Genomic DNA, 23,378 nt, shown 5'->3' on the forward strand with positions numbered 1-23,378 from the left:
TTTTTAAAGTTGATAATGAATAAAGTTCTACTGTTGTTTATTTTTTTGTAAAATCAATTAAATAAATAATAGTAGAACTTTTTTTCTAACTTAGTCAAATGAAGAATGATGAGAGGGGTGTCGTAAAGCGATGAAATTATATACAAAAACAGGAGATAAAGGGACAACAAGTGTAATAGGCGGCAGAGTGGATAAAGATAATATCCGAGTTGAAGCATATGGCACAATAGATGAGGCGAATTCTCATATTGGATATGCGATGACTAAACTACAAGGCGGGTCTTTCGGAGATATTTACAATGAACTTGAAACGATTCAACATGAACTATTTGATTGCGGGGGAGACTTGGCGATAGTAGGCGAGAAAATTCCTTATAAAGTAAAAATTGAAATGGTCGAAAACTTAGAAAGTAGGATCGATTCGTATACAGAAGAAGCACCGCCACTAGAACGGTTTATTTTACCAGGTGGAAGCGAGTCGGCAGCTGCTATTCATATTGCACGTACAGTTGTAAGGCGAGCAGAACGATGTATCGTGTCCCTGCAAAAAGAAGGAGAAATAAATGAAGTTGTTCTAAAGTATGTAAATAGATTATCTGATTATTTATTTGCAGTAGCTAGAGTAATAAACGCTCGATTACAAGTAAAAGATGTAGAGTATAATCGCAGTGCAATCGTTTTTCGTGATAAGAAAGAGAAGGAAGTGGAGTGATTCACTTTCTTTTTTTGTATAGTTTTTTCTGTAATATACCAAAATAGAGAAGGTATGGTCGTAATTAGAAAACGGAGGATGTATATGAAAGCTTTAAAATATGGCGTCATGTTATTGACAGTACTATTTTTATCTCAATTACATGTGTACGCAGAGGGAAATCAATGGGCATGGCCTGTTGAAGGACAGATAAGTGATTATTTTGGAACAAGGCACGGAAAACACTACGGTATAGATATAGCGGCACCGATCGGCGCGCCTGTGTCAGCTATTCAAGAAGGTAAGGTAACAAAGTCTTATTATTCAAGTAGTTATGGAAACGTTGTTTTTATTAAACATGGAGAATATGAGGCTGTGTATGCACATTTAAATAAGAGATATGTAGTTCAAGGGGATTATATTTCAAAAGGAGAAATAATTGGAGAAGTAGGAAATACAGGAGAATCCCGAGGTGCACACTTACATTTAGAAGTTCATCAAGGAAGATGGACGATGGCAAAAAAGAATGCGATGAATCCATTGCTTGTTTTACATGAACAAAGAAATGAAGCAGTTTCTTCATCGTTATACGTCGTCCAAAAAGGCGACACTCTAGTTAGCATTGCGCGGAAATTTAGAATGTCAGTTAAGGAAATTCAAGAAAAAAATGGGTTGCAACAAGAGCTGATTTATCCAAATCAACAATTATATGTAAAGTAAAAAAAGAGCTAGTTAAAACTAGCTCTTTTTTACCAAAAAATAAAGACACATATAAATCCAGAAATAGCTAAGTAGCTATATAAGTAAAATACTTTCGCTCTTGTTTTTTCGTTTGTTCGAAATAGTACAATAGTCGGTTCAATTAAACCAATTGTCAAACAAAGTAAACCAAGAAGCATACAACCGATTGAAATAGAGTACAGGGCGATTTGTGGTCCTTGAAATGGAATCATCCATTTTAATAAAAATGCAATGAGTGCAGTATAGCAAATGCTGCCGATGTATTTATTCAACGGTGCATTAGAACGGAAACCAGGAAGCTTTTTTAAGAAAGAGCGGGAAACAACTTCAATTTGTAAAGTTGTATGCTCTTCTATTATTTTTTGAGCGTCTTTTCCTTTTTGGAAAAGGGATAATATCCAGTTTCGCTCACCTTGAAAAATAAATTGTGAAGTTGTCAAATAATGATCAACCTTTACTTTATTCCAACTCTTCCATGGATGACGCTCACATAATTTTAATTTACTTTCTGACTTTTTATCATACTGATAAATACTGATGCCATCTTCATCGAAAGCAGCATAGTATGTCTCGCTTGAGAATGTGCCTAAATCAATTGGACAGTAGAAAAGTAATTCTTTTTTTAAGTAAAAGTATTCTTTCCTTAAGTTTTTTTTCATTGTTTCTCGAATAGAGTGTCTCTTTTCTTTCTTCATGACATTTCCTCCATAATCCAGAAAATGTTCTTATCTTAACAATTCAACATCTTATCACTTTTAATTATATATGACTAGGGGATTCATAGGAGAAATGCCGAATACTAAAAAATATGGAGTGTATTGTAAAATATAATGAATGATTTTGATTATGTAAAATTAATAACTTATTTTTAATAAGTTACGATTTTTTTGTTCACAATACGATCATGTTGTTGTATAATGAAGTAGAAAATAGAATATCGGTCTATCTTCGGGGCAGGGTGAAAATCCCGACCGGCGGTGATGAACTATATGTGATTTTGTTCTAAGCCCGCGAGCCGTTAAGGCAGGATTTGGTGTGATTCCAAAGCCGACAGTACAGTCTGGATGGGAGAAGATGGAGGTTCAAGCGTTCAAAAAAGATAGGTATTTGAACGTCTGTTTGATGTGCCTTAAATTCTCCCTTTGTGTAAAACACAAAGGGTTTTTTCGTTCTATGAAAAAGTAGGCATAGCAGAACCTTTCCACTTTCCATGAGATGATCGATGGAAAAGGAGAGAGAAAGATGAAACAAAAAAACAGTGTAGTGCAGATGGTGAGTGTAGCAATGCTAAGTAGTATTGCATATTTACTGATGATGTTGGATTTCCCATTCCCAGGGCTTCCGCCATTTTTAAAAATTGATTTTAGTGATGTGCCAGCTCTAATCGCTGCGATTATTTTCGGGCCAGTTGCAGGGGTAATTGTAGAAGCGATAAAGAATATTTTACATTACGGGATTCAAGGGAGTTTAACGGGAGTACCAGTTGGAGAAATTGCTAACTTTATTGCAGGATGTTTATTTATTGGACCAGCAACTTTCTTATTTAGGAAGTATCGTACTGTTAAGAGTTTAACGACAGGATTAATGCTAGGGACAATTACAATGGCGCTCATTATGAGTGTATTAAATTACATCATCATATTCCCAGCTTACACTTGGTTTTTAAATTCACCAGCTATGTCTAGCGAAGCGATAAAAACAACGGTTGTAACGGCAATCTTACCATTTAATTTGATTAAAGGAATTGTTGTAACAATTGTATTTGTAGCGTTATTCTCACGCCTGAAAGTATGGGTATTTGCAAAAATGAAAAATGCATAAATATAAAATAAAACCATTAGTAGTATATAACTACTAATGGTTTTTTATTAAGGAGACTGACAATAGAAAACAAAAAATACCCCTCAAATGAATGAGGGGTATTTTTTGAAGTTAATAAAAGACTATTCGAATTTTAAAGCATCGCCGTCGAATGATTCGTCAGCAACTTTAATTGAGTCAGTTGGACAACCTTCGAATGCATCCATCATATCTTCAAGTAATACATCTGGAATTTCAACGATACCTTGGTTATCGTCTAATGTTACGAATGCAATACCTTCATCATCATAGTCATAAATGTCTGGTGCAGCAGCGCCACAAGCACCACATGCAATACAAGTATCTTTATCAACGATTGTATATTTTGCCATCTTTTTTCCCTCCTGATAATATGTATGTGAAAAGCTCGCCATAAAAATTATAACCTTATTGTAAAACGGTTTTTAAAACTTTTCAACATAAAATTATAATGATAATCCTTATCAATTAGAGTGTCAACTAATTTTTGCATTATGTCATAAGATTTTCAAAATACGTAAATGTTATTTCGTTTGGTACAATATAATATATACAAGTATATATTGCCCATATGATAAGTTTAATGAGTAACGGTAGATGGCGCAATCATATCAAAAGTAATTAAGTTAGATTGAAAGGTGGAAGCGGTAATGCAACTACAATATACTGTATTGTATTGTTTAAAACAATTGAATGGTGAAAGAACCGTTTCTTCTATTTATTATTTATTAAAGGGAAAACGTTCTTCGCAAACGTTACAAGATGGAAATATGTTCCGAATTTCTTTTTTGTTTGGAATATATAAATCGTTAAATAGAAATGAATATGATCGTGAAGTTGCAAAGTTGTTGCAAGCAGATTTGATTCAAGAAATACATGAAAATACATATTTGTTAACACCTAAAGGTAAAATGCAGTTACATACATGGGAGGAAGGGTATGCTTTTCCAGCCCATTTGCATGGTTTGCACTATGGTGAATTAGGTGAAACGTTTTGGAAAAGATTATCTTTAATTATTCAAACTGTATCTAATTTACAACAGAATAATACGAAGTTTATTCCTATTCAACAAGATACAGAAATAATGGTGTGGGTGAAGCGATTTTTAACAGGTATGCCGTATAGGCGAAGTGAATTGGCGAAAAGATTATGGAAAGAAATACATAATCTTTTAGGGAAATGTGATGTGATAGAAGCGACGATTGTAACATATAGATTAACAGGATATGAACGTATCGGTTGTACATTGCAGCAGTTAGCGGAAATTACGAAACGAGATATTTTCAGGGTATATTTCTTATTTTGGGGTACAATTCATTTCCTTATACAAGAAGTTCGCGATAAAGAAAATGAATTTCCGTTATTAGCTGAGATTATCTCTTATCCAAATGAGAGAGCTGAATTATTTAGTTTATCAACGAAAAAAACATATAATTTTTGGAGACAAGGGCGCTCATTAGAAGAAATAGCGACAATTAGAAATCTAAAGGTTGCAACGATAGAAGATCATTTTGTTGAAATTGCTTTGCGTGAAAGAGATTTTTCTATCGAGATGTTTATGGAAAAAGACAAAATAGATAAAGTAACAGAAGTAATTGATGCATTACAAACACGTAAGTTGCGTGAGTTGAAACAAGCTGTTGGAGAGGGTATCTCTTATTTTGAAGTTCGTCTTGTATTGGCGCGGATGGAGGGTATAAATGAAACTTGAGGAATATTTATATAGGTGGTTTGGATATTCTGAATTTCGTCCAGGTCAAAAAGGGGTAATTACAGATTTATTGGAAGGAAAAGATGTTATAGCGATGCTTCCGACCGGAAGAGGGAAGTCTATGTGCTATCAACTTCCAGGGCTCATGCAAGAAGGGACAGTACTTGTTGTCTCACCATTATTATCTTTGATGGAAGATCAGGTTACACAATTAAAATATGTTGTGAAAAACCGAGTGATAGCATTTAATAGTTTTCGGACATTACATGAAAAAAGAGAAGCAATGAAAAGGTTAGCTTCCTATAAATTTATTTTTGTTTCACCTGAGATGTTGCAGTCGGAATTGTTAATAAGAGAATTGAAGAAAGTTCATATTTCATTATTTGTTGTGGATGAAGCTCATTGTATTTCGCAATGGGGTTATGATTTTAGACCAGATTATAAAAAACTAAATGTAGTTATTGAAAATATCGGGTCTCCTACGGTGCTAGCATTAACTGCAACAGCGACGAAAGATGTACTCCGAGATATAGCAGAGAGTTTGAATTTGGAGAATGTGACGCAGCATGTGTATTCTATTGATCGTCCAAATATAGCAATGGAAGTACAATTTGTGGAGACGATAGAAGAGAAGAAAGAGGCGCTTTTGGAACAGGTGATGTATTTACAAGGGCCGGGGATTGTATATTGTTCAAGCAGAGCGTGGACAGAACGTTTAACGGAATATTTAAGAGGAAAAGGCGTTACTGGTGTCGCTTTCTATCATGGTGGTATGGAACATGAAGAGCGCATGTTAATTCAACAGCAGTTTATGAATGACCAGTTGCAGCTTGTAATATGTACAAGTGCTTTTGGTATGGGAGTAAATAAATCAAATACGAGATATATTATTCATTTCCACTATCCGACTAATATAGCTTCTTATTTACAAGAAATCGGAAGAGCTGGAAGAGATGGTGAACCTAGTATAGCTATTTTACTATGCAGTCCGTTAGATCACGATTTACCAATTTCAATCATTGAAGATGAATTGCCAAGCCAGTCACAAATACAATTTTTATTTTCTTTACTGCAGGAAAGAATGTTTCAAACGAAAGAATTACCAATAGAAGAGGTAGAAGAAATTTGTTATAATGCAGCAAGATTTAATGAACAATATTGGCGTTTCATCCGCTATCATCTTGAAAAGCTTGGAATCATACAACAGAGAAAATTAATATTAGAGAGCTTGTCAGATGAAATTATGACAAGATTAATAGCTGAAGTAGAAATCAGGCTACGTAATAAATATAGTGAGCTAGAAAACATGAAATCATGGATACAAGTGAAAGAATGTAGACGTGAATATTTGCTGCGACAGTTCGGTTACAGAAAAGAGGGCGAGTTAAAGAATTGCTGCGACTATTGTCATATTACAAAAACAGATTATAAAAAAAGACAAGCGCAACAATCGGATTTCGACTATAATTGGGAAACAGAGTTACAAAAGCTTTTCGGTCTAGAAAAGATGGGGGAATGATGAACATTCAAAGGCATAATATTGAAGATATGAGTCCGAAAGAAATAAGGTTGAATCTGTATATCACACAGTTCATTATTATCGGTATCGGTTGTTTACTAGCATATATACTATTCCGAGATATAAAGTCGGTGTATAGTCTGTGGAAATGGGAACCGGTGTCTATACTTATAATAGGTGGCTTGTTAGCGATTGGTATTGTGTTATTAGATTATGTTGCAATGCGAGTATTTCCAGAGTCTTGGTTTGATGATGGTGGTATTAATGATAGGATGTTTCAAGGGATGTCAGTTATGCATCTACTTGTTATTACATTCATTATCGGCTTTGCAGAAGAATTTTTATTTAGAGGTGTAGTGCAGACGCACTTTGGAATTGTAATAGCGAGTTTCGTATTTGCAGTATTACATATTCGGTATATAAAAAAGCCATTTTTGTTTTGTTTCGTCTGTTTCATTAGTTTTGTTTTTGGCTATGTATTTGAATGGACAGGAAATTTGTTTATAACAATCTTTGCACACTTTCTTGTTGATTTTATAATGGGGCTCCAATTAAGAAAATAAATGGAAGGTGGTGGTGAACAACATGAGAAGACGAATTCCTGATTTTGAAGAGGAATTAGAAGTTGAGCGAGTGGAAGAAAAAGAAGGTTTACCGCCGCGTAGTGAAATTCATAGAAATAAAGAGAAAAAACAAAAGTTTAAAATGAATCATATTTTCGTCCGAGTTTTAACATTTCTATTCATATTACTACCAATTAGTATTTTATGGTATACGGATAAATATATTCAGGTGAAAAGTGATGGTAATAACGCTGGAAAAAGTGCATTTGAGGTCATTTTCTTTGATTCAGCTAAATCTCAGTCCGAGGCATCATCTGAGAAAGTTGTCACACATACGGTGAAAGAGGGAGAAACCTTAGAAAGTATAGCGAAGCAATATTTTTCAGATGAAACTGGGATCGAAGTGATTAAAAAGTATAATGATTTACAAAAAGATGAAGTGAATGTAGGTCAAGAATTAAAAATTCCGATAAAAGATAAGTCCACGAAGCGAGAGAGTTAGTAAAATACTTACTATAAAAACTGGGAATTATCTTTATGAGGAAGGGAGTAAAAAATATATGATATGGATTATCTTATTAAGTACTCTCGTTTGTATTGGTATTATATTTCTTCTTGTAATGTATACGGAAGCAACGCGTAATACGGTGCTAGAACATACTTTAATATTTGAAGAATTTCCGAAAAGTTTTCAAAAAGTAAATATATTTTTTATATCAGATATTCATAGAAGGGGCATTTCGAATTCGTTAATTGAACAAGTAAAAGGAAAAGTAGATCTTGTAATTATTGGTGGTGATTTAGCGGAAAAAGGTGTCCCTTTATCGAAAATCTCTGCAAATATACAAAAGTTAAGAGCGATAGCTCCTGTATATTTTGTATGGGGAAATAATGATTATGAAATTGAATATCATGAATTGGATGCTTTATTATTAGAAAATAATGTGAAAGTTTTAGATAATACAAGAGTTGTATTTGAGTCTGAATTAGGAGAGAAAATTTGTTTGCTCGGTGTAGATGATGTTGGCTTGAAACGTGATCGTTTAGATTTAGCGTTGGCTGATTGTAAGGAAGATGGTTTTCGCATATTAATTAGCCACAACCCTGATATAATAAATAAAATGTCTGGAAAAGAACAAATTTCACTTGTGTTAAGTGGACATACACATGGAGGACAGATTCGATTATTCCCATCTAAAAAATATTTAAAAGGTGGCGTATATAAGCATTCAAATATGACTCTTTTTGTTAGTAATGGGTATGGAACAACGTTGGTTCCATTTCGCTTCCGAGCACCTGCTCAAACACATATTATTACGTTATGCGGAGGGAAATGATGCCAACTCTAAACGGAAAATATAATATAAAAGCTGTTTCGAATATAATTGGAATTCAACCAAGTACGCTTCGTGCATGGGAAAGACGATATCAAATGATTGCCCCAAAGCGGAATCATGCGGGGCATCGATTATATACAGAAGAGCATATTCAAATTTTGAAATGGTTAATGGACAAGGTTTCTGCCGGCATGATGATTGGACAAGCAGTTCAATTATTAGAAGGGAATCGTTTGCAGAATAATGTTCAAAATGAAATACATTACGATAGAGAAGTTGTTTTAGTGGACGATATACTACAAGCTTTGTTAAAATTTGATGAAATTACAACTTCTGCATTGTTAAACGAGGCTTTTAGTATTTATACAACAGAAAAAGTTATAGCAAGTATTGTTCTTCAAGTGTCAAATAAATTGTTAGCGTTAAAAAATAATAATGAAGTTACAATGGTGCAATTCCAATATGTCGTATCATTTTTACAAACGCGTCTAGGGATGGTATATCATAATGCATCATCGTTTTCTTCTATACACAAAGTTGTCGTGTTAGAAAGTAATATGTTGAAAGGGTTTGTTTTCTCAACGTATTTACGATTAAAAGGATATGATGTGATATATATTCGGGCAAGCTTAGCGGAAGATAGTATTTCGTTAGCTGTTGAGCAAATAAGACCTAAATATGTAGTAATCTCTTTTGATGACGGACGAGAACGGAAGAACGCAATGAGCTATGTGGATTTTTTGCAAGAAAAAAATGAGAACCTTTCTGTTGGAATTATAGGAGAAATAGGTGCTCGAGATCAGTTGAACATTCAAACAAGCCTAATTGGTGATACGAAAGAAGAATGGGATGATTGGTTAAACATGTTAGAATAGTTGTTTGAAAAGAACCATCTATTTTCTATTTCATATAATAAAAATTATATTCATTGGTTGCGTAGGGAGGGTATGATATGAGGCTGGAACGATTAAATTACAATAAGATAAAAATTTTCTTAACATTTGATGATTTATCTGAAAGAGGATTAACGAAAGAAGATTTGTGGAGAAATGCACCGAAAGTACAGCAATTATTTCGTGATATGATGCAAGAAGCAAATAAAGAATTAGGATTTGAAGCGGATGGTCCGATTGCAGTTGAAGTATTTTCTCTACAAGCGCAAGGAATGGTCGTAATTGTAACGAAAGAACATCAAGAAGCGGATACAGATGATGAGTTCCGTGACGAGTTTATTGAAATGCAAGTGACTCTAGATGAAAGCGAGCATATCCTTTATGAATTTGCTACACTAGATGACGTAATTAACCTGTCGAATCGTTTATATAACCTTGATGTAACTGGCGGAAAATTATATACGTGGGATGGGCGTTTCTATCTTTGGATGGAAGAAGAGGAGCAAATTCAATTACTGAAGGCAGATTTTATAGCTATTTTAGCGGAATATGGTAATCCGTCTACAGCAACTATTTATCGTCTAATGGAGTATGGTAAAGAATTAATGGCTTCTCAAGCAATTGAACAAATACACAATTACTTTGTGAAAAAACAAAACCTTAGCTAATATAACCTAAGGTTTTGTTTTTTTTATTGTACTTAAATGTATCTTTTCAAAGTGCTGTACATGAATAAAATAAAAAATATTTAAATATTTAAGTATTTTACTTTTCTAAAAGTAATAAAAGGACTATAATGATAGTGAAAACGCTTGCAACAGAAAATACTTTGTATATATTTGTTAGCGTTTTCTATTGCATTCCAAATTTAACGGTGTATACTAGGCAATGAAGGTTTACTAAACAAGTGAAATTACAGGGGGTTTACTTACTATGGTAGCCGAAAAGGGAACTCAAACAAAAACACAACAACAAAGGGAACAACATTTTGAACTATTGAATTCAACACAAATTGTTATCAGTGAAGCGTTAGAAAAATTGGGTTATCCAAACGAAGTATATGAATTATTAAAAGAACCAGTTCGTATGATGACAGTGAAAATACCAGTTCGTATGGATGACGGGACTGTTAAAATATTTACAGGATATCGTGCACAACATAATGATGCTGTTGGTCCTACGAAAGGTGGAATTCGCTTCCATCCGAATGTAACAGAAAATGAAGTGAAAGCACTTTCAATTTGGATGAGTTTAAAATGTGGTATTGTCGACTTACCATATGGCGGAGGTAAAGGTGGAATTATCTGTGACCCACGTGAAATGTCATTCCGTGAGTTAGAAAGATTAAGCCGTGGTTATGTACGAGCAATTAGTCAAATCGTAGGGCCGACGAAAGATATTCCAGCTCCAGATGTATTCACAAACTCTCAAATTATGGCATGGATGATGGATGAGTATAGCCGTATTGATGAATTTAACTCGCCAGGATTTATTACAGGTAAGCCACTTGTATTAGGTGGATCACATGGACGTGAAACAGCAACAGCGAAAGGTGTTACAATTTGTATTCGCGAAGCTGCAAAAAAACGCGACATTGATATTAAAGGTGCGCGCGTTGTTGTTCAAGGATTCGGTAATGCTGGTAGCTTCTTAGCTAAATTTATGCATGATGCAGGTGCAAAAGTTATTGCAATCTCAGATGCTTACGGCGCATTGCATGATCCAAATGGATTAGATATTGATTATTTATTAGACCGTCGTGACAGCTTCGGTACAGTAACAAAACTATTTAATAATACAATTTCAAACAAAGAATTGTTAGAACTTGATTGTGACATTTTAGTTCCAGCTGCAATTGAGAATCAAATTACAGAAGAAAATGCTAATGATATTAAAGCAAAAATTGTTGTTGAAGCTGCAAATGGTCCAACAACATTAGAAGCAACTAAAATTTTAACAGATCGCGGAATTTTACTTGTTCCAGACGTATTAGCGAGTGCTGGTGGGGTAACAGTATCTTACTTTGAGTGGGTACAAAATAACCAAGGTTACTACTGGACTGAAGAAGAAGTAGAACAACGTTTAGAAAAAGTAATGGTAAGATCATTTGATTCTATTTATGAAACAGCACAAGTTCGTAAAGTGAACATGCGCTTAGCAGCGTATATGGTCGGTGTTCGTAAAATGGCTGAAGCAAGTCGCTTCAGAGGTTGGGTATAATATTATATTGTGAGAAAACGTGATTCCTTTCGAGGGAATCACGTTTTTTTTGTTGAAGTATTAGAGTGAGGTGTTGTAAACGGGAAATGAAATGATGGAACGAGTAGAACAATTAGAAGAAAGGGTTAAGAGGTTAGAGGGAGAACTCGTAAAAACGAAGCAAAATCGAAAAGCAAGTACCGCTCGGGTGTTCGGAGAAGGACTATTGTTTTTAATATTTGGTGCGGTTGTAGTAGGGCCGATTATCGCTTTTATATTGGTAATTATTAATTGGTTTGTTGAAAAATAAAATAAAAACAAAAAGAACGCTTGTTCTACACGAACAAACGTGCTATACTCTCCTTAGATAAACAAAACGGAAATGATTTTAAGGAGAGATAAATGATGAAAATGACAGTAGACCAAAGATTTATGATGCCAGCAGATGTTGTAGAACGAGTGGAAGTATTAAGAAACAAACAAAGTAAGCGCGGCACATTATTACAATCAGTAAATAAATTTTTCGGTTTAGATACGAAAGAAGATTGTGTTTGGTTTTACGGTTTTTATGGAGTTGCTGTAAGTATTTTATTATTTATGGTGTTCACATCAAATATTTTCGATTTTCTCTTCGCGTAAGAAATATGCTATAAGGACATTGCTACCGAATACATATATAAAGAAGTAAGGTAATCTTCTGAAGCGGGAGTTGGTAGTAATGGCGATGTTTCCTATAGAGCGTAACTATATTGGATATGGAAGTTCACGACCGGGTATTCCTCTTTCTAAAGTAAGGTTTATTGTAAGTCATGATACGGGGAATCCTGGTAGCAATGCGATTGGGAATCGGGATTATTTTAATGAAATACAGCCGAAAGCTTCGGCACATACATTTATAGATGACAAAACGATATTAGAAATTATTCCTATAAATGAAGTTGCCTACCATGTTCGATATGGTGTGCCGACAGATAATGACTTATATGGATATGATGCCAATAAGGCTGCCATTGGAGTGGAGCTTTGTTATGGCGGTGATGTTAACTTTTGGGAAGCATATACCCGTTTTACGTGGTATCATGCGTATTTATGTCAAAACTTCGGCTTGAATCCGAAAAAAGATATCGTATCACATAAAACACTTGACCCAGCTAGAAAGATTGATCCTGAAAATGTATTAGGGAAACAAGGTATTAAATTTCAGCAGTTTTTAGCAGATGTCTATCGGATGTACGTTTCGTTTAGATGACAAATATATGAAAAATGAATACAATAAAGATAGGTGCCTACTGCTGTAAGTAGGTTTTTTCTTGTTTTTATAAATAGTGTATTGGTAGAAGACTAGGAGTGAACCGAGTATGCAGAAAGAAACAGCTATTATAATTGGAGGCGGTCCGTGCGGATTAGCAGCAGCAATTTCGTTGCAAAAGGTAGGGATAAATCCGTTAGTAATTGAAAAAGGAAACATTGTAAATGCAATTTATAATTATCCAACTCATCAAACATTTTTCTCCTCTAGTGAAAAATTAGAAATTGGTGATGTAGCTTTTATTACAGAAAATCGTAAGCCTGTTCGAAATCAAGCGCTTGCGTATTATCGCGAAGTAGTAAAACGTAAATCTGTACGTGTAAATGCTTTTGAACGAGTGGAGAACGTTCAAAAAGATGGAGAAGCTTTTCAGGTTGAGACGACAAAGCGTGACGGAAGTAGAGAAATATATATAGCGAAATATATTGTAGTAGCAACTGGATATTATGACAATCCAAATTATATGAATGTTCCTGGTGAGGAATTGAAGAAGGTAGCTCACTATTTTAAAGAAGGACATCCTTATTTTGATCGAGATGTAGTCGTTATAGGTGGGAAAAACTCGAGTGTAGATGCCGCTTTAGAGCTTGTGAAAGCTGGTGCGCGTGTAACGGTTTTATATCGCGGAAGTGAGTATTCACCAAGTATAAAGCCGTGGATTTTGCCAGAGTTTGAGGCGTTAGTCCGAAATGGTACAATTGACATGCATTTCGGGGCTCATGTGAAAGAAATTACTGAACATACATTAACGTATACAGTTGATGGCGAAGCATATACAATCCAAAATGATTTTGTATTTGCGATGACTGGTTACCATCCTGATCATAGTTTCTTAACAAAGATGGGTGTTCGGATTGATGAAGAGACAGGACGTCCAATTTATGCACAGGATACGATGGAAACGAACGCTGAAAATATTTTCATTGCAGGTGTAATTGCTGCTGGAAATAATGCAAATGAAATATTTATTGAGAACGGTCGATTTCATGGGGATGCGATTGCGCAAACCATTGCAACAAGAGAAATATAAAAAGAAGCTGTCGAAATAAACTTCGACAGCTTCTTTTTTAATCGTGCATAAACATGTTTTGGATTGCTTCATGAGAAGTTGTATTCTCTAATGCAACTAATAATTTAATACGTGCTTTTTGAGCGTTTAAACCGTATGTGAATACAATACCCATATCTTTTAATTGTTTGCCGCCACCTTCATATGAATATACATCTTGAACGATGCCATTGAAACAGCGAGAAACTAATACGACAGGAATTCCTTTATTTATTAGTCGCTCTAGACTAGGAAGTGTTCTTGGAGGTAAATTACCTTGTCCAAGCGCTTCAATAACAATCCCATCTACCGGAAGATTTTCAATTGCTGCTAACAATGTATCGTCCATACCAGCGTACGCTTTTAGAACGACTACATTTTTAGAAACCTTATTTACTGAATATGTTTCGTGATGTACTAAAGCATGGTGGAATACAACACAACGTTTTGTTACCATACCAATTGGTCCATACTGTGGACTTTGGAATGTTGCTACATTACTTGTATGTGTTTTCGTTACGTTTGTAGCGCAATGAATTTCGTCGTTTAATACGACTAAAACGCCTTTTTCGGCAGCTTCACTACTGCTAGCGACTTTTACAGCTGATAAGAAGTTATATAGACCATCAGCACCTAATTCATTGCTAGAGCGCATTGCGCCTGTTACAACGATCGGAATAGTTGCTTGTACTGTTAAATCTAAGAAATAGGCTGTTTCTTCTAATGTATCCGTACCATGCGTAATGACTACGCCATGAATGTTGTCTTGTTTTACTCTTTCATCAATGATGACTTGTAATTGTAACATTTCGCTCGGTGTCATATGAGGAGATGGTAGATGAAACACATCTTCAACGATTAAATCAACATCGCCTTCTAAATCCGGAATGAATTTTAAAAGAGGATTTTTTTCACCTGGTTGTACGACCCCAGTTTCTTTATCTTCCTCCATTGCAATTGTTCCACCTGTGTGTAAAACTAGGATTCTTTTCAATGCTTATACCCCTTTCAAGTAAAAAAATACATTTAGAACATAACATGTTTTGAGTAAATTCGACAATGGAAATGTATAAAAGTATGCCTCGAAAATGACAATAAAATGAAATGCTATATGTACGATGTATAAAATTACGAAACGAAATGTGCAAATACAGTATAGGAGGGAGCCATTACGTTGAAAAAGATGGAGAGAATGCTTATTCGTATATTAATAATACAATTCATTTGTCTTTCTGTTGTGCAATTGTTATTTATACATAAGTCATCAGTGAAATATTTATCTAAAATTGTTTATTATGAAGGTGTCATGGTAAAAAACAAAGCAGAAATCTTACTGGTGAATAGGTAGTTTTCATTTTCTTCTATGAAGGATTATGCTACAATAATTGAGGATTTAATGACGTGAAGCAAATGAGAAGAAGCAGGAGAATACCTGCTTTTCGTTTTGTTTTACAAGTGAAAAAATGAGGTGTTACAATGGATAAACGAATTTCAATTGCTATAGATGGTCCAGCAGCTGCTGGAAAAAGTACAGTTGCAAAAGTTGTAGCGAAGAAGCTTTCTTACGTTTATATTGATACAGGCGCAATGTATCGTACAATTACATATGCAGCCCTTGAGCAAAAAGTGGACATTGAAAATGAAGAGCAGTTAATGGAAGTTGTAAAAAATGTAAAAATTGAGTTTCAGCAAGGAGAAAATACACAACTTGTATTTTTAAATGGACAAGATGTTTCGGAAGTCATTCGTACACCTGAGGTGACGAATCGAGTATCAATTGTGGCAAAACATCGCCTTGTTCGTGAAGAAATGGTACGTCGTCAACAAGAGTTAGCAGAAAAAGGCGGCGTTGTAATGGATGGCCGTGATATTGGTACACATGTGTTACCAGATGCTGAAGTGAAGATCTTTATGCTTGCTTCTGTTGAAGAAAGAGCAGAGAGAAGACATTTAGAAAATATGAATAAAGGCTTCGATTCTAATTTAGAGCAGTTAAAAGAAGAAATTGCTCAGCGTGATAAATTAGATTCAGAACGTGAAGTTTCTCCTCTAAAAAAAGCTGATGATGCATTGGAATTAGATACAACTTCTTTATCAATTGAAGAAGTTGTCCAAAAGATTATGAGTATTGTTTCAGGAGTGTTTGCGAAATAAAGAAAGGGCATAGCCCCTTTCTTTTTTTATTTATGAAATGTAAAGGATACGTGAATTGTGAGTCTCTTTCCTTGACAAATAATCAGATTTGTAAGAAGTTAATAAAAGAAGGATAAAACTTTCAGAATATATTCGCTATTATATTTCAAAACATACTTTCTTCAAGATGATTTTGCTGTATACTATTTATATAGGTTTAATATATTTTCTAGTGAAATGTATGAAGCTTACGTATGTGATGATAAATTCTTAAACATGCAAATGAAAACAATTGTTTTCATTTCGTATATACATAAAAAATGCTTTGTCAATTCTGTAGGGAGGTATTTCCATGGTAGAGAAAATGAATGAAGAAGTTATGGATTCAAAAGAATTACAAGTTGGTGACGTTGTTACAGGTTCTGTAACGAAAGTTGAAGAGAAACAAGTGCTTGTAAATGTTGGATACAAAACAGATGGCGTAATTCCAATTAGTGAATTAGCTAACGTTCATATTGAAAAAGCAAGCGATGTTGTAGAATTAGATCAAATACTAGAATTAAAGATTATTAAATTAGAAGAAAATGATCTTGTCTTATCTAAACGTGCTGTTGATGCAGAAAAAGCATGGGTAGAATTACAAGAGAAATTTACTTCTGGTCACGTATTTGATGTTACCGTAAAAGATATCGTGAATGGTGGATTAGTTGTGGACCTTGGTGTTCGTGGTTTTATCCCAGCTTCACTTGTAGAAGTACATTATGTAGAAGATTTTACTGACTATAAAGGGAAAACATTAGCCGTGAAAATTGTTGAATTGGACCGTGAAAAAAATCGCGTGATTCTTTCGCATAAAGCGGTAGTAGAATTAGAACTAGATTCTAAGAAGAAAGAAGCAATTTCTTCATTAAAAGAAGGAGACGTTGTGGAAGGAACAGTACAACGACTAACGGATTTTGGTGCTTTCGTTAATGTTGGAGGTGTGGACGGTTTAGTTCATATTTCACAAATTTCACACGAACGTGTAGAGCAACCTTCTGAAGTATTAGAGCAAGGTCAAAAGGTAAAGGTGAAGGTGTTATCTGTGGATGCTGATACACAACGTATTTCTTTATCAATTAAAGCAGCTCAACCAGGACCTTGGGAAAATATTGCTGGTGAAGTAAAAGCTGGAGATATTCGTGAGGGAATAGTAAAACGTCTTGTTACATTTGGTGCATTCGTTGAAATTTTACCTGGCGTCGAAGGTCTTGTGCATGTATCTCAAATTGCAAATCGTCACGTAAAAAATCCAAATGAAGTATTGGAAATGGGACAAGAAGTAAAAGTGAAAGTACTTGAAGTTCATGTAGCAGAGAAACGTATTTCTTTAAGTATAAAAGAAGCGTTTGAGGAAAATAATGTAACTGAAGATTATAGTCAGTATGAACCGAATGCTGATTCTGCTACTTTCCAATTAAGTGACATTATTGGTGAACAACTGAAAAAATTAAAGAAATAAAGAGGGGTACAAGTGGTAAGGGCAAAACGTAAATTAGATCATATTGAATACGCTCTTTCTACTGGTCAGTCTCGTACGCATGGCTTTCATGATATTGATTTTGTGCATCAAAGCTTGCCAAATTCAAATTATGACACAATAACATGTGAAACAAAAATCGGCGAACTTTCACTAAGTTCGCCGATTTTTATCAATGCGATGACTGGTGGTGGAGGAGAGAAAACGTTACATATTAATGAGCAATTAGCATATGTAGCGAAACATCATAACCTTGCTATGGCTGTAGGTTCGCAAATGGCGGCGTTAAAAGATGAAAGTGAGGCAGCTTCTTATAAGATTATCAGAAAGGTAAATCCAAATGGTATTTTCTTTGCTAATTTAGGTAGTGAGGCAACTATCGAACAGGCAGAGCGTGCTGTTGATATGATTGAAGCGAATGCATTGCAAATTCATTTAAATGTCATACAAGAGTTAACGATGCCAGAAGGAGACCGTGACTTTACTGGTGTACTTCGGCGCATTGAGAAAATTGTTTTAAATAGTAAAGTTCCTGTCATTGTGAAAGAAGTTGGATTTGGGATGAGCAAGGAAACAATGCAACAGTTAGCGAGCATAGGTGTAACGGCAATTGATATTGGCGGACAAGGTGGTACGAATTTTGCTGCTGTTGAAAATGAAAGAAGACAGCGAATGCTTTCTTATTTTAATAACTGGGGCATACAAACAGCAACCTCGATTGTTGAAGCAACCTCTACAAATAATAACCTCTCTTTTATTGCATCTGGGGGTATACAAACAGCGCTTGACGTAGCGAAAGCAATCGCATTAGGGGCGAATACAACTGCTTTTGCTGGATACTTTTTACGCATTTTAATGCAAGATGGCATCGAGAAGTTAGTGGATGAAATTGATCTTCTACATACAGATTTGAAATTTATTATGACAGCTCTCGGTGCGAAGACGATAGAAGAGTTACAATCTGTACCTCTTGTTGTAAAGGGCGAAACGTATCATTGGTTAACGCAGCGTGGTATTGATACGACGCATTATAGTAGGAGATAAAAAATCAACCGAACGGTTGATTTTTTTGTATTCTATTCGTTTTAGTAATATAAGGTGAGGGATAGAATTGATATTCTATAAAAATAAAATTGTTAATATATATAAATTTTTTATTAAATAAGTTTTGATTAAAAATGTGGAAAGTTTGCTAATTAATTATTGAAGAAGATTTAATTTTGCCAAGGGAAAAGAGAGAAGAATAGAAATAAATTGTAGAAAGATTCGCATGTGAAATGTTATTTTGATATAAATAAAAAATATGAGGGATACGTAAAAGACGGTTTCGTACAATATCGAAACCGTCTTTTTGTATTCATTAGTGCTGATTTTGCTTACGAGCTTGCTCAGGTGTATCAAGTCCAGTTGCACCCGGATATTGTAGTGATTGGTCACGATCAGATTCAACGCGGCGAGATTCTCTTAGTTTTCGTTCTTGACGATCTTTACCCATAATGAATAGCACCTCCTTATTAAAAGTGTTGCTGTTATATGAAAAAACTATGCGCGAAGAAAGTGGATTAACTTTCATAAAAAGTTCCCATAATGGAAAACATAGGAGGTGAAATGATGGAAGGGAGTACTTTTTATTTTGTAGCTTGGATAGGGTGGATTGTCGTAACATTTTTTATGAAAAAGGACTCTATTCGGTGGAAGATAAGCGCCTGTATATTGATTTTTATTATTTGTTCTCCGTTACATGTAACGATTGCTTCATTCACGGTATCAGTAAATGCACTTTTACTTTCTGGTATAGCTTTTATAGGAATCACGCTCTATTCTATTTGGAAAAAATTATATAGCTTACTTTCGGCACTTATTATTGCAATGTTATATACAAGTTTTCATTTGTTAGAAGTATATGATCCGATTTGGATTGTGGTGGACAGGTTGTTTTTGTTAAGTAGTGCTCTTGTATATGCATCCGTTTTATTACATGAGGATCGCATATTACGACTATGTTCTCTTTATATAGGAATGTTGCAGGGAGAGTTGTTTGTGACAATTATTTTTCGGAAACTGCATTTTCCTTACGATTACGGTAGTTTAGCGTTTTTTGATATCGTCGCTGTTTCTACATTATTCATGGCAATTTTATTTTGGATTGCGAAAGTATCAGTACACATGGAACAGTTTAAGAGGAAAACACGTAAAAGAAAGGCGAGGGTAATACATGATTGAATATACACCGGCCATTTTATGCGGCGTAATAGCAGGGACAGTAACGAGAGTGCTTATGCTCCGGACAGATACGCGGCAATATCCGACGAGGCTCCACGGGAAAATTATTCATATTGCGATGGGGTTAATTGCGGCAGCTTTAGGAGCGATTGCGATTCCGTCTATATTGAAAAAAGATTTTTCTGCCATTACGTTTCTTACGTTAGCAGCAACACAGTTTCGTGATGTGCGTAATATGGAAAGAAATACATTGCAACAATTAGATGGTTATGAGCTTGTACCGCGTGGGAATACATATATTGAAGGAATTGCATTAGTTTTTGAAAGTCGCAACTATTTGGCGATGTTAACGTCGTTTGTAACGACGTTTGCTTATATAGGGTTCCGTTCATGGATTGCTGGAGTAGTTATGGCTATCATCGCATTTTTTATCGCGAAAAAATTAATGTCTGGTAAGAGGTTGCATGATCTTGTTGATATCGAGCATGTTCCACTTCGTTTTGAAGGAGCGGGGCTGTATATTGATAATATTTACATTATGAATATTGGATTGCCAGCAAGACAAGAGGAAATTATGAAGTATGGAATGGGTTTTATTTTAAGACCGAAATCAATTGATGCGATGGTGACAATCTCTAACTTAGGACAACGACAAGCTATTTTACATGATGTTTCTGTTGCTTTAGGAATTTATAGAGATTCTGGTACGCCGGCACTTGTACCGTTAGCAAAGCGTGATTTAGAGGATGGCAGGGTTGGAATCTTTGTCTTGCCACAAGATCAAGATGCGGAGAAAGCGATAGGTGTCATAGGGAACGTGCCGACGTTAGAAAGTGCTGTTCATATGTCATCGGAAGCCCCGAAAGGAAGGGGAGATAAGAGATGATGTTAGAAAGTGTAATTCTTGCAGTTATTACAACGACCCCGGAGAAATTTGCTGGTGGTGCTCCTCTGTTTACTTGTGAATCTAAAGAGGAATTAGAATTTGTTGCAAATAATTTAGAGGCAATTCTAGATGGCATTGCGCATCGCTTACAAGAGAATGTATATATTATTGTGAAACATTAGCAACGTGTGTTATAATGTGAGGTGTTTTGATACGTTGAGAAATATTCTGGAATGCAAATCCCTTCTTGCACAAAGAAGGGTTTTTTACATAATAAACAGAAGCAAGTTGAAAGGATGAAAGTATATGCCGAAACCAGTAATAGCAATAGTAGGCCGCCCGAACGTAGGGAAATCTACTATTTTCAATAGAATTGTTGGAGAGAGAGTTTCAATCGTAGAAGATATTCCAGGTGTAACGCGCGATCGTATTTATAGCGCTGGAGAATGGTTAAATCATGAATTTAACATTATTGATACAGGTGGAATTGATATTGGAGACGAGCCATTTTTGACACAAATTCGTCAACAAGCTGAAGTAGCAATTGATGAAGCGGATGTTATCATTTTTATGACAAATGGTCGTGACGGTGTAACAGCAGCTGATGAAGAAGTTGCGAAAATATTATATCGTTCAAATAAACCGGTTGTACTTGCAGTAAATAAAGTGGACAATCCGGAAATGCGCAGTGATATTTATGATTTCTATGCATTAGGATTTGGTGAGCCATTCCCAATTTCGGGTACACACGGATTAGGATTAGGTGACTTATTAGACGAAGCTGCACAGCATTTTCCAAAGATTGAAGAAGACGGATATGATGAAGATACAATTCGTTTCTCTTTAATTGGCCGTCCAAACGTAGGGAAATCATCACTTGTAAATGCTCTTCTTGGTCAAGAACGTGTAATTGTTAGTAATGTAGCAGGAACAACTCGTGATGCGGTCGATACACCATATAGTAAAGATGGGAAAGATTATGTAATTATCGATACAGCTGGTATGCGTAAAAAAGGGAAAGTGTATGAAAGTACAGAAAAGTATAGTGTACTTCGTGCACTAAGAGCGATTGAACGTTCTGACGTTGTTTTAGTCGTTTTAGACGGTGAAGAAGGAATTATTGAACAAGATAAAAAAATCGCTGGATACGCTCATGATTCAGGGCGAGCTGTCGTTATCGTTGTAAACAAATGGGACGCAGTGAAAAAAGACGAGAAAACAATGAAAGCATTTGAAGAAAACATCCGTGCTCATTTCCAATTTTTAGATTACGCACCGATTGTGTTCTTATCTGCGAAAACGAGAAAACGTACACAAACGTTAATACCGGTTATCGATGAGGTAAATGAAAGTCATAGTATCCGTATTCAAACGAATGTATTAAATGATGTAATTATGGATGCGGTAGCGATGAATCCAACGCCAACGCATAACGGTAGTCGTCTGAAGATTTTCTATGCAACACAAGTTGCGGTAAAACCACCAACATTTGTTGTGTTTGTAAACGATCCAGAACTATTGCATTTCTCATATGAGCGTTTCTTAAAGAATCGTTTACGTGAATCATTTGGCTTTGTGGGAACGCCGATTCACATTATCGCTAGAGCAAGAGACTAATGGAGAGGATGTGATTTTATGACAAAAATCACAGTAGTTGGAGCAGGTAGCTGGGGAACAGCGTTAGCGATGGTATTAGCTGACAATGGGCATGATGTACGTATTTGGGGAAATCGTTCTGAACTTATGGATGAGATTAATACAAAACATGAGAATAGTCGATATCTTCCGGGAATTACATTGCCAAGCACAATCGTAGCCTACTCTTCTTTAGAAGAAGCATTAGTAGATGTAAATGTAGTACTGCTTGTAGTACCAACGAAAGCGTATAGAGAAGTACTACAAGATATGAAGAAATATGTAGCGGGTCCGACTACTTGGATTCATGCAAGTAAAGGAATTGAACCTGGTACGTCAAAACGTATTTCGGAAGTGATTGAGGAAGAAATTCCAGAGGACTTAATTAAAGATGTTGTTGTACTATCTGGACCGAGTCATGCTGAAGAAGTTGGGTTACGTCAGGCGACAACTGTTACGTCTGCAGCAAAGCGTATGGAAGCGGCTGAGGAAGTACAAGATTTGTTTATGAATAGTTATTTCCGTGTATACACAAATCCAGATATCGTTGGAGTTGAACTTGGTGGTGCGTTAAAAAATATTATCGCATTAGCTGCTGGGATAACTGATGGTCTTGGATTAGGTGATAATGCGAAAGCGGCATTAATGACGCGTGGTTTAACGGAGATTGCTCGTTTAGGAAGAAAAATGGGTGGAAATCCGTTAACGTTTGCTGGTCTAACTGGTATGGGGGACTTAATTGTAACTTGTACAAGTGTCCATAGCCGAAATTGGCGTGCTGGGAATTTGCTTGGAAAAGGACACTCTTTAGAAGAAGTGTTAGAAAGCATGGGTATGGTTGTGGAAGGTGTAAGAACAACGAAAGCTGCGCATGAGTTGGCAGAGAAAATGGAAGTGGAAATGCCGATTACAGCTGCTTTATATGACGTCTTATTCAATGGGAATAATGTAAAAGATGCAGTAGGCTCATTAATGGGGCGTGTTCGAAAACATGAAGTGGAAGCTATACCTGACTTACTTTAAAGAAAAGCGACAGAAGTACAATTGTACTTCTGTCGCTTTTTATTTTTTTGGGTCTTTTCACCATTTTTTTATTTTTGCATAGGATGAAGAGTAACTTGAGGAGAGGGT

28 protein-coding genes and 1 riboswitch are annotated in these 23,378 nt (G+C 35.4%); of the genes, 24 read left to right on the forward strand and 4 right to left on the reverse strand.

Annotated elements, in window-relative coordinates; all coding sequences use genetic code 11:
- Nucleotides 1–130 precede the first annotated feature (130 nt).
- Nucleotides 131–712 carry a cob(I)yrinic acid a,c-diamide adenosyltransferase gene (locus MR083_RS08390; RefSeq protein WP_000781287.1) on the forward strand — a complete coding sequence of 194 codons (582 nt, stop codon included), beginning with the start codon at nt 131–133 and terminating at the stop codon, nt 710–712.
- 84 nt (nt 713–796) lie between these two features.
- On the forward strand, nt 797–1,411 hold the full coding sequence (locus MR083_RS08395; RefSeq protein WP_000645699.1) for a peptidoglycan DD-metalloendopeptidase family protein: 615 nt from the start codon (nt 797–799) through the stop codon (nt 1,409–1,411).
- A 29-nt stretch (nt 1,412–1,440) separates the two neighbouring features.
- Here the strand turns inward: MR083_RS08395 and MR083_RS08400 are convergent, their stop codons facing one another.
- Complete coding sequence (locus MR083_RS08400) at nt 1,441–2,127, reverse strand: hypothetical protein (protein ID WP_242268948.1); 687 nt, start codon at nt 2,125–2,127, stop codon at nt 1,441–1,443.
- Between the two features lie 245 nt (nt 2,128–2,372).
- Nucleotides 2,373–2,512, forward strand: a riboswitch (FMN riboswitch).
- A gap of 162 nt (nt 2,513–2,674) precedes the next feature.
- On the opposite strand from MR083_RS08400, the gene MR083_RS08405 reads away from it, so the two are divergent.
- Complete coding sequence (locus MR083_RS08405; RefSeq protein WP_000810858.1) at nt 2,675–3,253, forward strand: ECF transporter S component; 579 nt, start codon at nt 2,675–2,677, stop codon at nt 3,251–3,253.
- A 122-nt stretch (nt 3,254–3,375) separates the two neighbouring features.
- Here MR083_RS08405 and MR083_RS08410 read toward each other — a convergent pair whose 3' ends face one another.
- Entirely contained in the window at nt 3,376–3,624 is a 249-nt protein-coding gene (locus tag MR083_RS08410; protein ID WP_001151996.1) for a ferredoxin, read from the reverse strand.
- 297 nt (nt 3,625–3,921) lie between these two features.
- Here MR083_RS08410 and MR083_RS08415 point away from each other — a divergent pair, with 297 nt between their 5' ends.
- The 12 genes from MR083_RS08415 (at nt 3,922) to MR083_RS08470 (ending at nt 13,833) form a co-directional block, all read left to right on the forward strand.
- The gene (locus MR083_RS08415; protein WP_014893181.1) at nt 3,922–4,983 is read left to right on the forward strand and encodes a YpbB family protein; all 1,062 of its coding nucleotides are present in this window, start codon (nt 3,922–3,924) and stop codon (nt 4,981–4,983) included.
- Entirely contained in the window at nt 4,973–6,502 is a 1,530-nt protein-coding gene (locus MR083_RS08420) for a RecQ family ATP-dependent DNA helicase (RefSeq protein WP_016717008.1), read from the forward strand. The genes MR083_RS08415 and MR083_RS08420 overlap by 11 nt, the downstream gene beginning before the upstream one ends.
- Complete coding sequence (locus MR083_RS08425) at nt 6,502–7,065, forward strand: CPBP family intramembrane glutamic endopeptidase (RefSeq protein WP_001025765.1); 564 nt, start codon at nt 6,502–6,504, stop codon at nt 7,063–7,065. Before MR083_RS08420 ends, MR083_RS08425 begins: the two co-directional genes overlap by 1 nt.
- Nucleotides 7,066–7,087: 22 nt before the next feature.
- Nucleotides 7,088–7,567, forward strand: a complete 480-nt coding sequence (locus MR083_RS08430; protein WP_001254344.1) for a LysM peptidoglycan-binding domain-containing protein — start codon at nt 7,088–7,090, stop codon at nt 7,565–7,567.
- A 58-nt stretch (nt 7,568–7,625) separates the two neighbouring features.
- Nucleotides 7,626–8,402 carry a metallophosphoesterase gene (locus tag MR083_RS08435; RefSeq protein WP_242268950.1) on the forward strand — a complete coding sequence of 259 codons (777 nt, stop codon included), beginning with the start codon at nt 7,626–7,628 and terminating at the stop codon, nt 8,400–8,402.
- The gene (locus MR083_RS08440) at nt 8,402–9,277 is read left to right on the forward strand and encodes a MerR family transcriptional regulator (protein WP_208747124.1); all 876 of its coding nucleotides are present in this window, start codon (nt 8,402–8,404) and stop codon (nt 9,275–9,277) included. The genes MR083_RS08435 and MR083_RS08440 overlap by 1 nt, the downstream gene beginning before the upstream one ends.
- Nucleotides 9,278–9,354: 77 nt before the next feature.
- A complete protein-coding gene (locus MR083_RS08445; protein ID WP_001235392.1) occupies nt 9,355–9,963 on the forward strand; it encodes a genetic competence negative regulator in 609 nt (202 codons plus the stop codon).
- A 265-nt stretch (nt 9,964–10,228) separates the two neighbouring features.
- Entirely contained in the window at nt 10,229–11,515 is a 1,287-nt protein-coding gene (gene gudB / locus MR083_RS08450; RefSeq protein ID WP_000225176.1) for an NAD-specific glutamate dehydrogenase, read from the forward strand.
- Nucleotides 11,516–11,606: 91 nt separating this feature from the next.
- Complete coding sequence (locus tag MR083_RS08455; protein WP_073569243.1) at nt 11,607–11,804, forward strand: hypothetical protein; 198 nt, start codon at nt 11,607–11,609, stop codon at nt 11,802–11,804.
- 92 nt (nt 11,805–11,896) lie between these two features.
- Nucleotides 11,897–12,133 carry a DUF3961 domain-containing protein gene (locus tag MR083_RS08460; RefSeq protein ID WP_001983018.1) on the forward strand — a complete coding sequence of 79 codons (237 nt, stop codon included), beginning with the start codon at nt 11,897–11,899 and terminating at the stop codon, nt 12,131–12,133.
- A gap of 79 nt (nt 12,134–12,212) precedes the next feature.
- Nucleotides 12,213–12,743, forward strand: a complete 531-nt coding sequence (locus MR083_RS08465; protein ID WP_001240643.1) for a peptidoglycan recognition protein family protein — start codon at nt 12,213–12,215, stop codon at nt 12,741–12,743.
- Between the two features lie 109 nt (nt 12,744–12,852).
- Entirely contained in the window at nt 12,853–13,833 is a 981-nt protein-coding gene (locus tag MR083_RS08470; protein ID WP_014893179.1) for a YpdA family putative bacillithiol disulfide reductase, read from the forward strand.
- A 37-nt stretch (nt 13,834–13,870) separates the two neighbouring features.
- On the opposite strand, the gene ansA is transcribed toward MR083_RS08470, so the two are convergent.
- Complete coding sequence (ansA, locus tag MR083_RS08475) at nt 13,871–14,845, reverse strand: asparaginase (protein ID WP_277931436.1); 975 nt, start codon at nt 14,843–14,845, stop codon at nt 13,871–13,873.
- Nucleotides 14,846–15,025: 180 nt separating this feature from the next.
- Here ansA and MR083_RS08480 point away from each other — a divergent pair, with 180 nt between their 5' ends.
- The 4 genes from MR083_RS08480 to MR083_RS08495 all read left to right on the forward strand — a co-directional run bounded on the left by MR083_RS08480 (nt 15,026) and on the right by MR083_RS08495 (nt 18,547).
- The gene (locus MR083_RS08480; protein ID WP_000738060.1) at nt 15,026–15,199 is read left to right on the forward strand and encodes a YpfB family protein; all 174 of its coding nucleotides are present in this window, start codon (nt 15,026–15,028) and stop codon (nt 15,197–15,199) included.
- A 128-nt stretch (nt 15,200–15,327) separates the two neighbouring features.
- On the forward strand, nt 15,328–16,005 hold the full coding sequence (cmk, locus tag MR083_RS08485; protein WP_000361265.1) for a (d)CMP kinase: 678 nt from the start codon (nt 15,328–15,330) through the stop codon (nt 16,003–16,005).
- Between the two features lie 331 nt (nt 16,006–16,336).
- A complete protein-coding gene (gene rpsA / locus MR083_RS08490) occupies nt 16,337–17,485 on the forward strand; it encodes a 30S ribosomal protein S1 (RefSeq protein WP_242268952.1) in 1,149 nt (382 codons plus the stop codon).
- A gap of 12 nt (nt 17,486–17,497) precedes the next feature.
- Nucleotides 17,498–18,547 carry a type 2 isopentenyl-diphosphate Delta-isomerase gene (locus MR083_RS08495; RefSeq protein ID WP_000251031.1) on the forward strand — a complete coding sequence of 350 codons (1,050 nt, stop codon included), beginning with the start codon at nt 17,498–17,500 and terminating at the stop codon, nt 18,545–18,547.
- Between the two features lie 316 nt (nt 18,548–18,863).
- On the opposite strand, the gene MR083_RS08500 is transcribed toward MR083_RS08495, so the two are convergent.
- Nucleotides 18,864–18,998 carry a YpzI family protein gene (locus tag MR083_RS08500; protein WP_000513900.1) on the reverse strand — a complete coding sequence of 45 codons (135 nt, stop codon included), beginning with the start codon at nt 18,996–18,998 and terminating at the stop codon, nt 18,864–18,866.
- 116 nt (nt 18,999–19,114) lie between these two features.
- On the opposite strand from MR083_RS08500, the gene MR083_RS08505 reads away from it, so the two are divergent.
- The 5 genes from MR083_RS08505 (at nt 19,115) to MR083_RS08525 (ending at nt 23,270) form a co-directional block, all read left to right on the forward strand.
- Nucleotides 19,115–19,726: a YphA family membrane protein gene (locus MR083_RS08505; RefSeq protein WP_000399223.1), complete on the forward strand. Its 612-nt coding sequence runs from the start codon at nt 19,115–19,117 to the stop codon at nt 19,724–19,726.
- On the forward strand, nt 19,719–20,612 hold the full coding sequence (locus tag MR083_RS08510) for a YIEGIA family protein (protein WP_000575281.1): 894 nt from the start codon (nt 19,719–19,721) through the stop codon (nt 20,610–20,612). The genes MR083_RS08505 and MR083_RS08510 overlap by 8 nt, the downstream gene beginning before the upstream one ends.
- Nucleotides 20,609–20,794: a capping complex subunit for YIEGIA gene (locus tag MR083_RS08515; protein WP_000979051.1), complete on the forward strand. Its 186-nt coding sequence runs from the start codon at nt 20,609–20,611 to the stop codon at nt 20,792–20,794. Before MR083_RS08510 ends, MR083_RS08515 begins: the two co-directional genes overlap by 4 nt.
- Before the next feature lie 124 nt (nt 20,795–20,918).
- Complete coding sequence (gene der / locus MR083_RS08520; RefSeq protein ID WP_001125892.1) at nt 20,919–22,229, forward strand: ribosome biogenesis GTPase Der; 1,311 nt, start codon at nt 20,919–20,921, stop codon at nt 22,227–22,229.
- A gap of 18 nt (nt 22,230–22,247) precedes the next feature.
- Complete coding sequence (locus tag MR083_RS08525; RefSeq protein ID WP_000161775.1) at nt 22,248–23,270, forward strand: NAD(P)H-dependent glycerol-3-phosphate dehydrogenase; 1,023 nt, start codon at nt 22,248–22,250, stop codon at nt 23,268–23,270.
- The last annotated feature ends 108 nt before the right edge of the window (nt 23,271–23,378 follow it).

Source organism: Bacillus cereus group sp. BfR-BA-01408 (assembly GCF_022663305.1).
Lineage (GTDB): Bacteria > Bacillota > Bacilli > Bacillales > Bacillaceae_G > Bacillus_A > Bacillus_A pacificus.

Excerpts from the sequence above, each read along its gene's own strand:
- MR083_RS08390 (WP_000781287.1), top strand. The coding sequence starts at position 131 with ATGAAATTATATACAAAAACAGGAGATAAAGGGACAACAAGTGTAATA.
- MR083_RS08395 (WP_000645699.1), top strand. The coding sequence starts at position 797 with ATGAAAGCTTTAAAATATGGCGTCATGTTATTGACAGTACTATTTTTA.
- MR083_RS08400 (WP_242268948.1), bottom strand. The coding sequence starts at position 2,127 with ATGAAGAAAGAAAAGAGACACTCTATTCGAGAAACAATGAAAAAAAAC.
- MR083_RS08405 (WP_000810858.1), top strand. The coding sequence starts at position 2,675 with ATGAAACAAAAAAACAGTGTAGTGCAGATGGTGAGTGTAGCAATGCTA.
- MR083_RS08410 (WP_001151996.1), bottom strand. The coding sequence starts at position 3,624 with ATGGCAAAATATACAATCGTTGATAAAGATACTTGTATTGCATGTGGT.
- MR083_RS08415 (WP_014893181.1), top strand. The coding sequence starts at position 3,922 with ATGCAACTACAATATACTGTATTGTATTGTTTAAAACAATTGAATGGT.
- MR083_RS08420 (WP_016717008.1), top strand. The coding sequence starts at position 4,973 with ATGAAACTTGAGGAATATTTATATAGGTGGTTTGGATATTCTGAATTT.
- MR083_RS08425 (WP_001025765.1), top strand. The coding sequence starts at position 6,502 with ATGAACATTCAAAGGCATAATATTGAAGATATGAGTCCGAAAGAAATA.
- MR083_RS08430 (WP_001254344.1), top strand. The coding sequence starts at position 7,088 with ATGAGAAGACGAATTCCTGATTTTGAAGAGGAATTAGAAGTTGAGCGA.
- MR083_RS08435 (WP_242268950.1), top strand. The coding sequence starts at position 7,626 with ATGATATGGATTATCTTATTAAGTACTCTCGTTTGTATTGGTATTATA.
- MR083_RS08440 (WP_208747124.1), top strand. The coding sequence starts at position 8,402 with ATGCCAACTCTAAACGGAAAATATAATATAAAAGCTGTTTCGAATATA.
- MR083_RS08445 (WP_001235392.1), top strand. The coding sequence starts at position 9,355 with ATGAGGCTGGAACGATTAAATTACAATAAGATAAAAATTTTCTTAACA.
- gudB (WP_000225176.1), top strand. The coding sequence starts at position 10,229 with ATGGTAGCCGAAAAGGGAACTCAAACAAAAACACAACAACAAAGGGAA.
- MR083_RS08455 (WP_073569243.1), top strand. The coding sequence starts at position 11,607 with ATGATGGAACGAGTAGAACAATTAGAAGAAAGGGTTAAGAGGTTAGAG.
- MR083_RS08460 (WP_001983018.1), top strand. The coding sequence starts at position 11,897 with ATGATGAAAATGACAGTAGACCAAAGATTTATGATGCCAGCAGATGTT.
- MR083_RS08465 (WP_001240643.1), top strand. The coding sequence starts at position 12,213 with ATGGCGATGTTTCCTATAGAGCGTAACTATATTGGATATGGAAGTTCA.
- MR083_RS08470 (WP_014893179.1), top strand. The coding sequence starts at position 12,853 with ATGCAGAAAGAAACAGCTATTATAATTGGAGGCGGTCCGTGCGGATTA.
- cmk (WP_000361265.1), top strand. The coding sequence starts at position 15,328 with ATGGATAAACGAATTTCAATTGCTATAGATGGTCCAGCAGCTGCTGGA.
- rpsA (WP_242268952.1), top strand. The coding sequence starts at position 16,337 with ATGGTAGAGAAAATGAATGAAGAAGTTATGGATTCAAAAGAATTACAA.
- MR083_RS08500 (WP_000513900.1), bottom strand. The coding sequence starts at position 18,998 with ATGGGTAAAGATCGTCAAGAACGAAAACTAAGAGAATCTCGCCGCGTT.
- MR083_RS08505 (WP_000399223.1), top strand. The coding sequence starts at position 19,115 with ATGGAAGGGAGTACTTTTTATTTTGTAGCTTGGATAGGGTGGATTGTC.
- MR083_RS08510 (WP_000575281.1), top strand. The coding sequence starts at position 19,719 with ATGATTGAATATACACCGGCCATTTTATGCGGCGTAATAGCAGGGACA.
- MR083_RS08515 (WP_000979051.1), top strand. The coding sequence starts at position 20,609 with ATGATGTTAGAAAGTGTAATTCTTGCAGTTATTACAACGACCCCGGAG.
- der (WP_001125892.1), top strand. The coding sequence starts at position 20,919 with ATGCCGAAACCAGTAATAGCAATAGTAGGCCGCCCGAACGTAGGGAAA.
- MR083_RS08525 (WP_000161775.1), top strand. The coding sequence starts at position 22,248 with ATGACAAAAATCACAGTAGTTGGAGCAGGTAGCTGGGGAACAGCGTTA.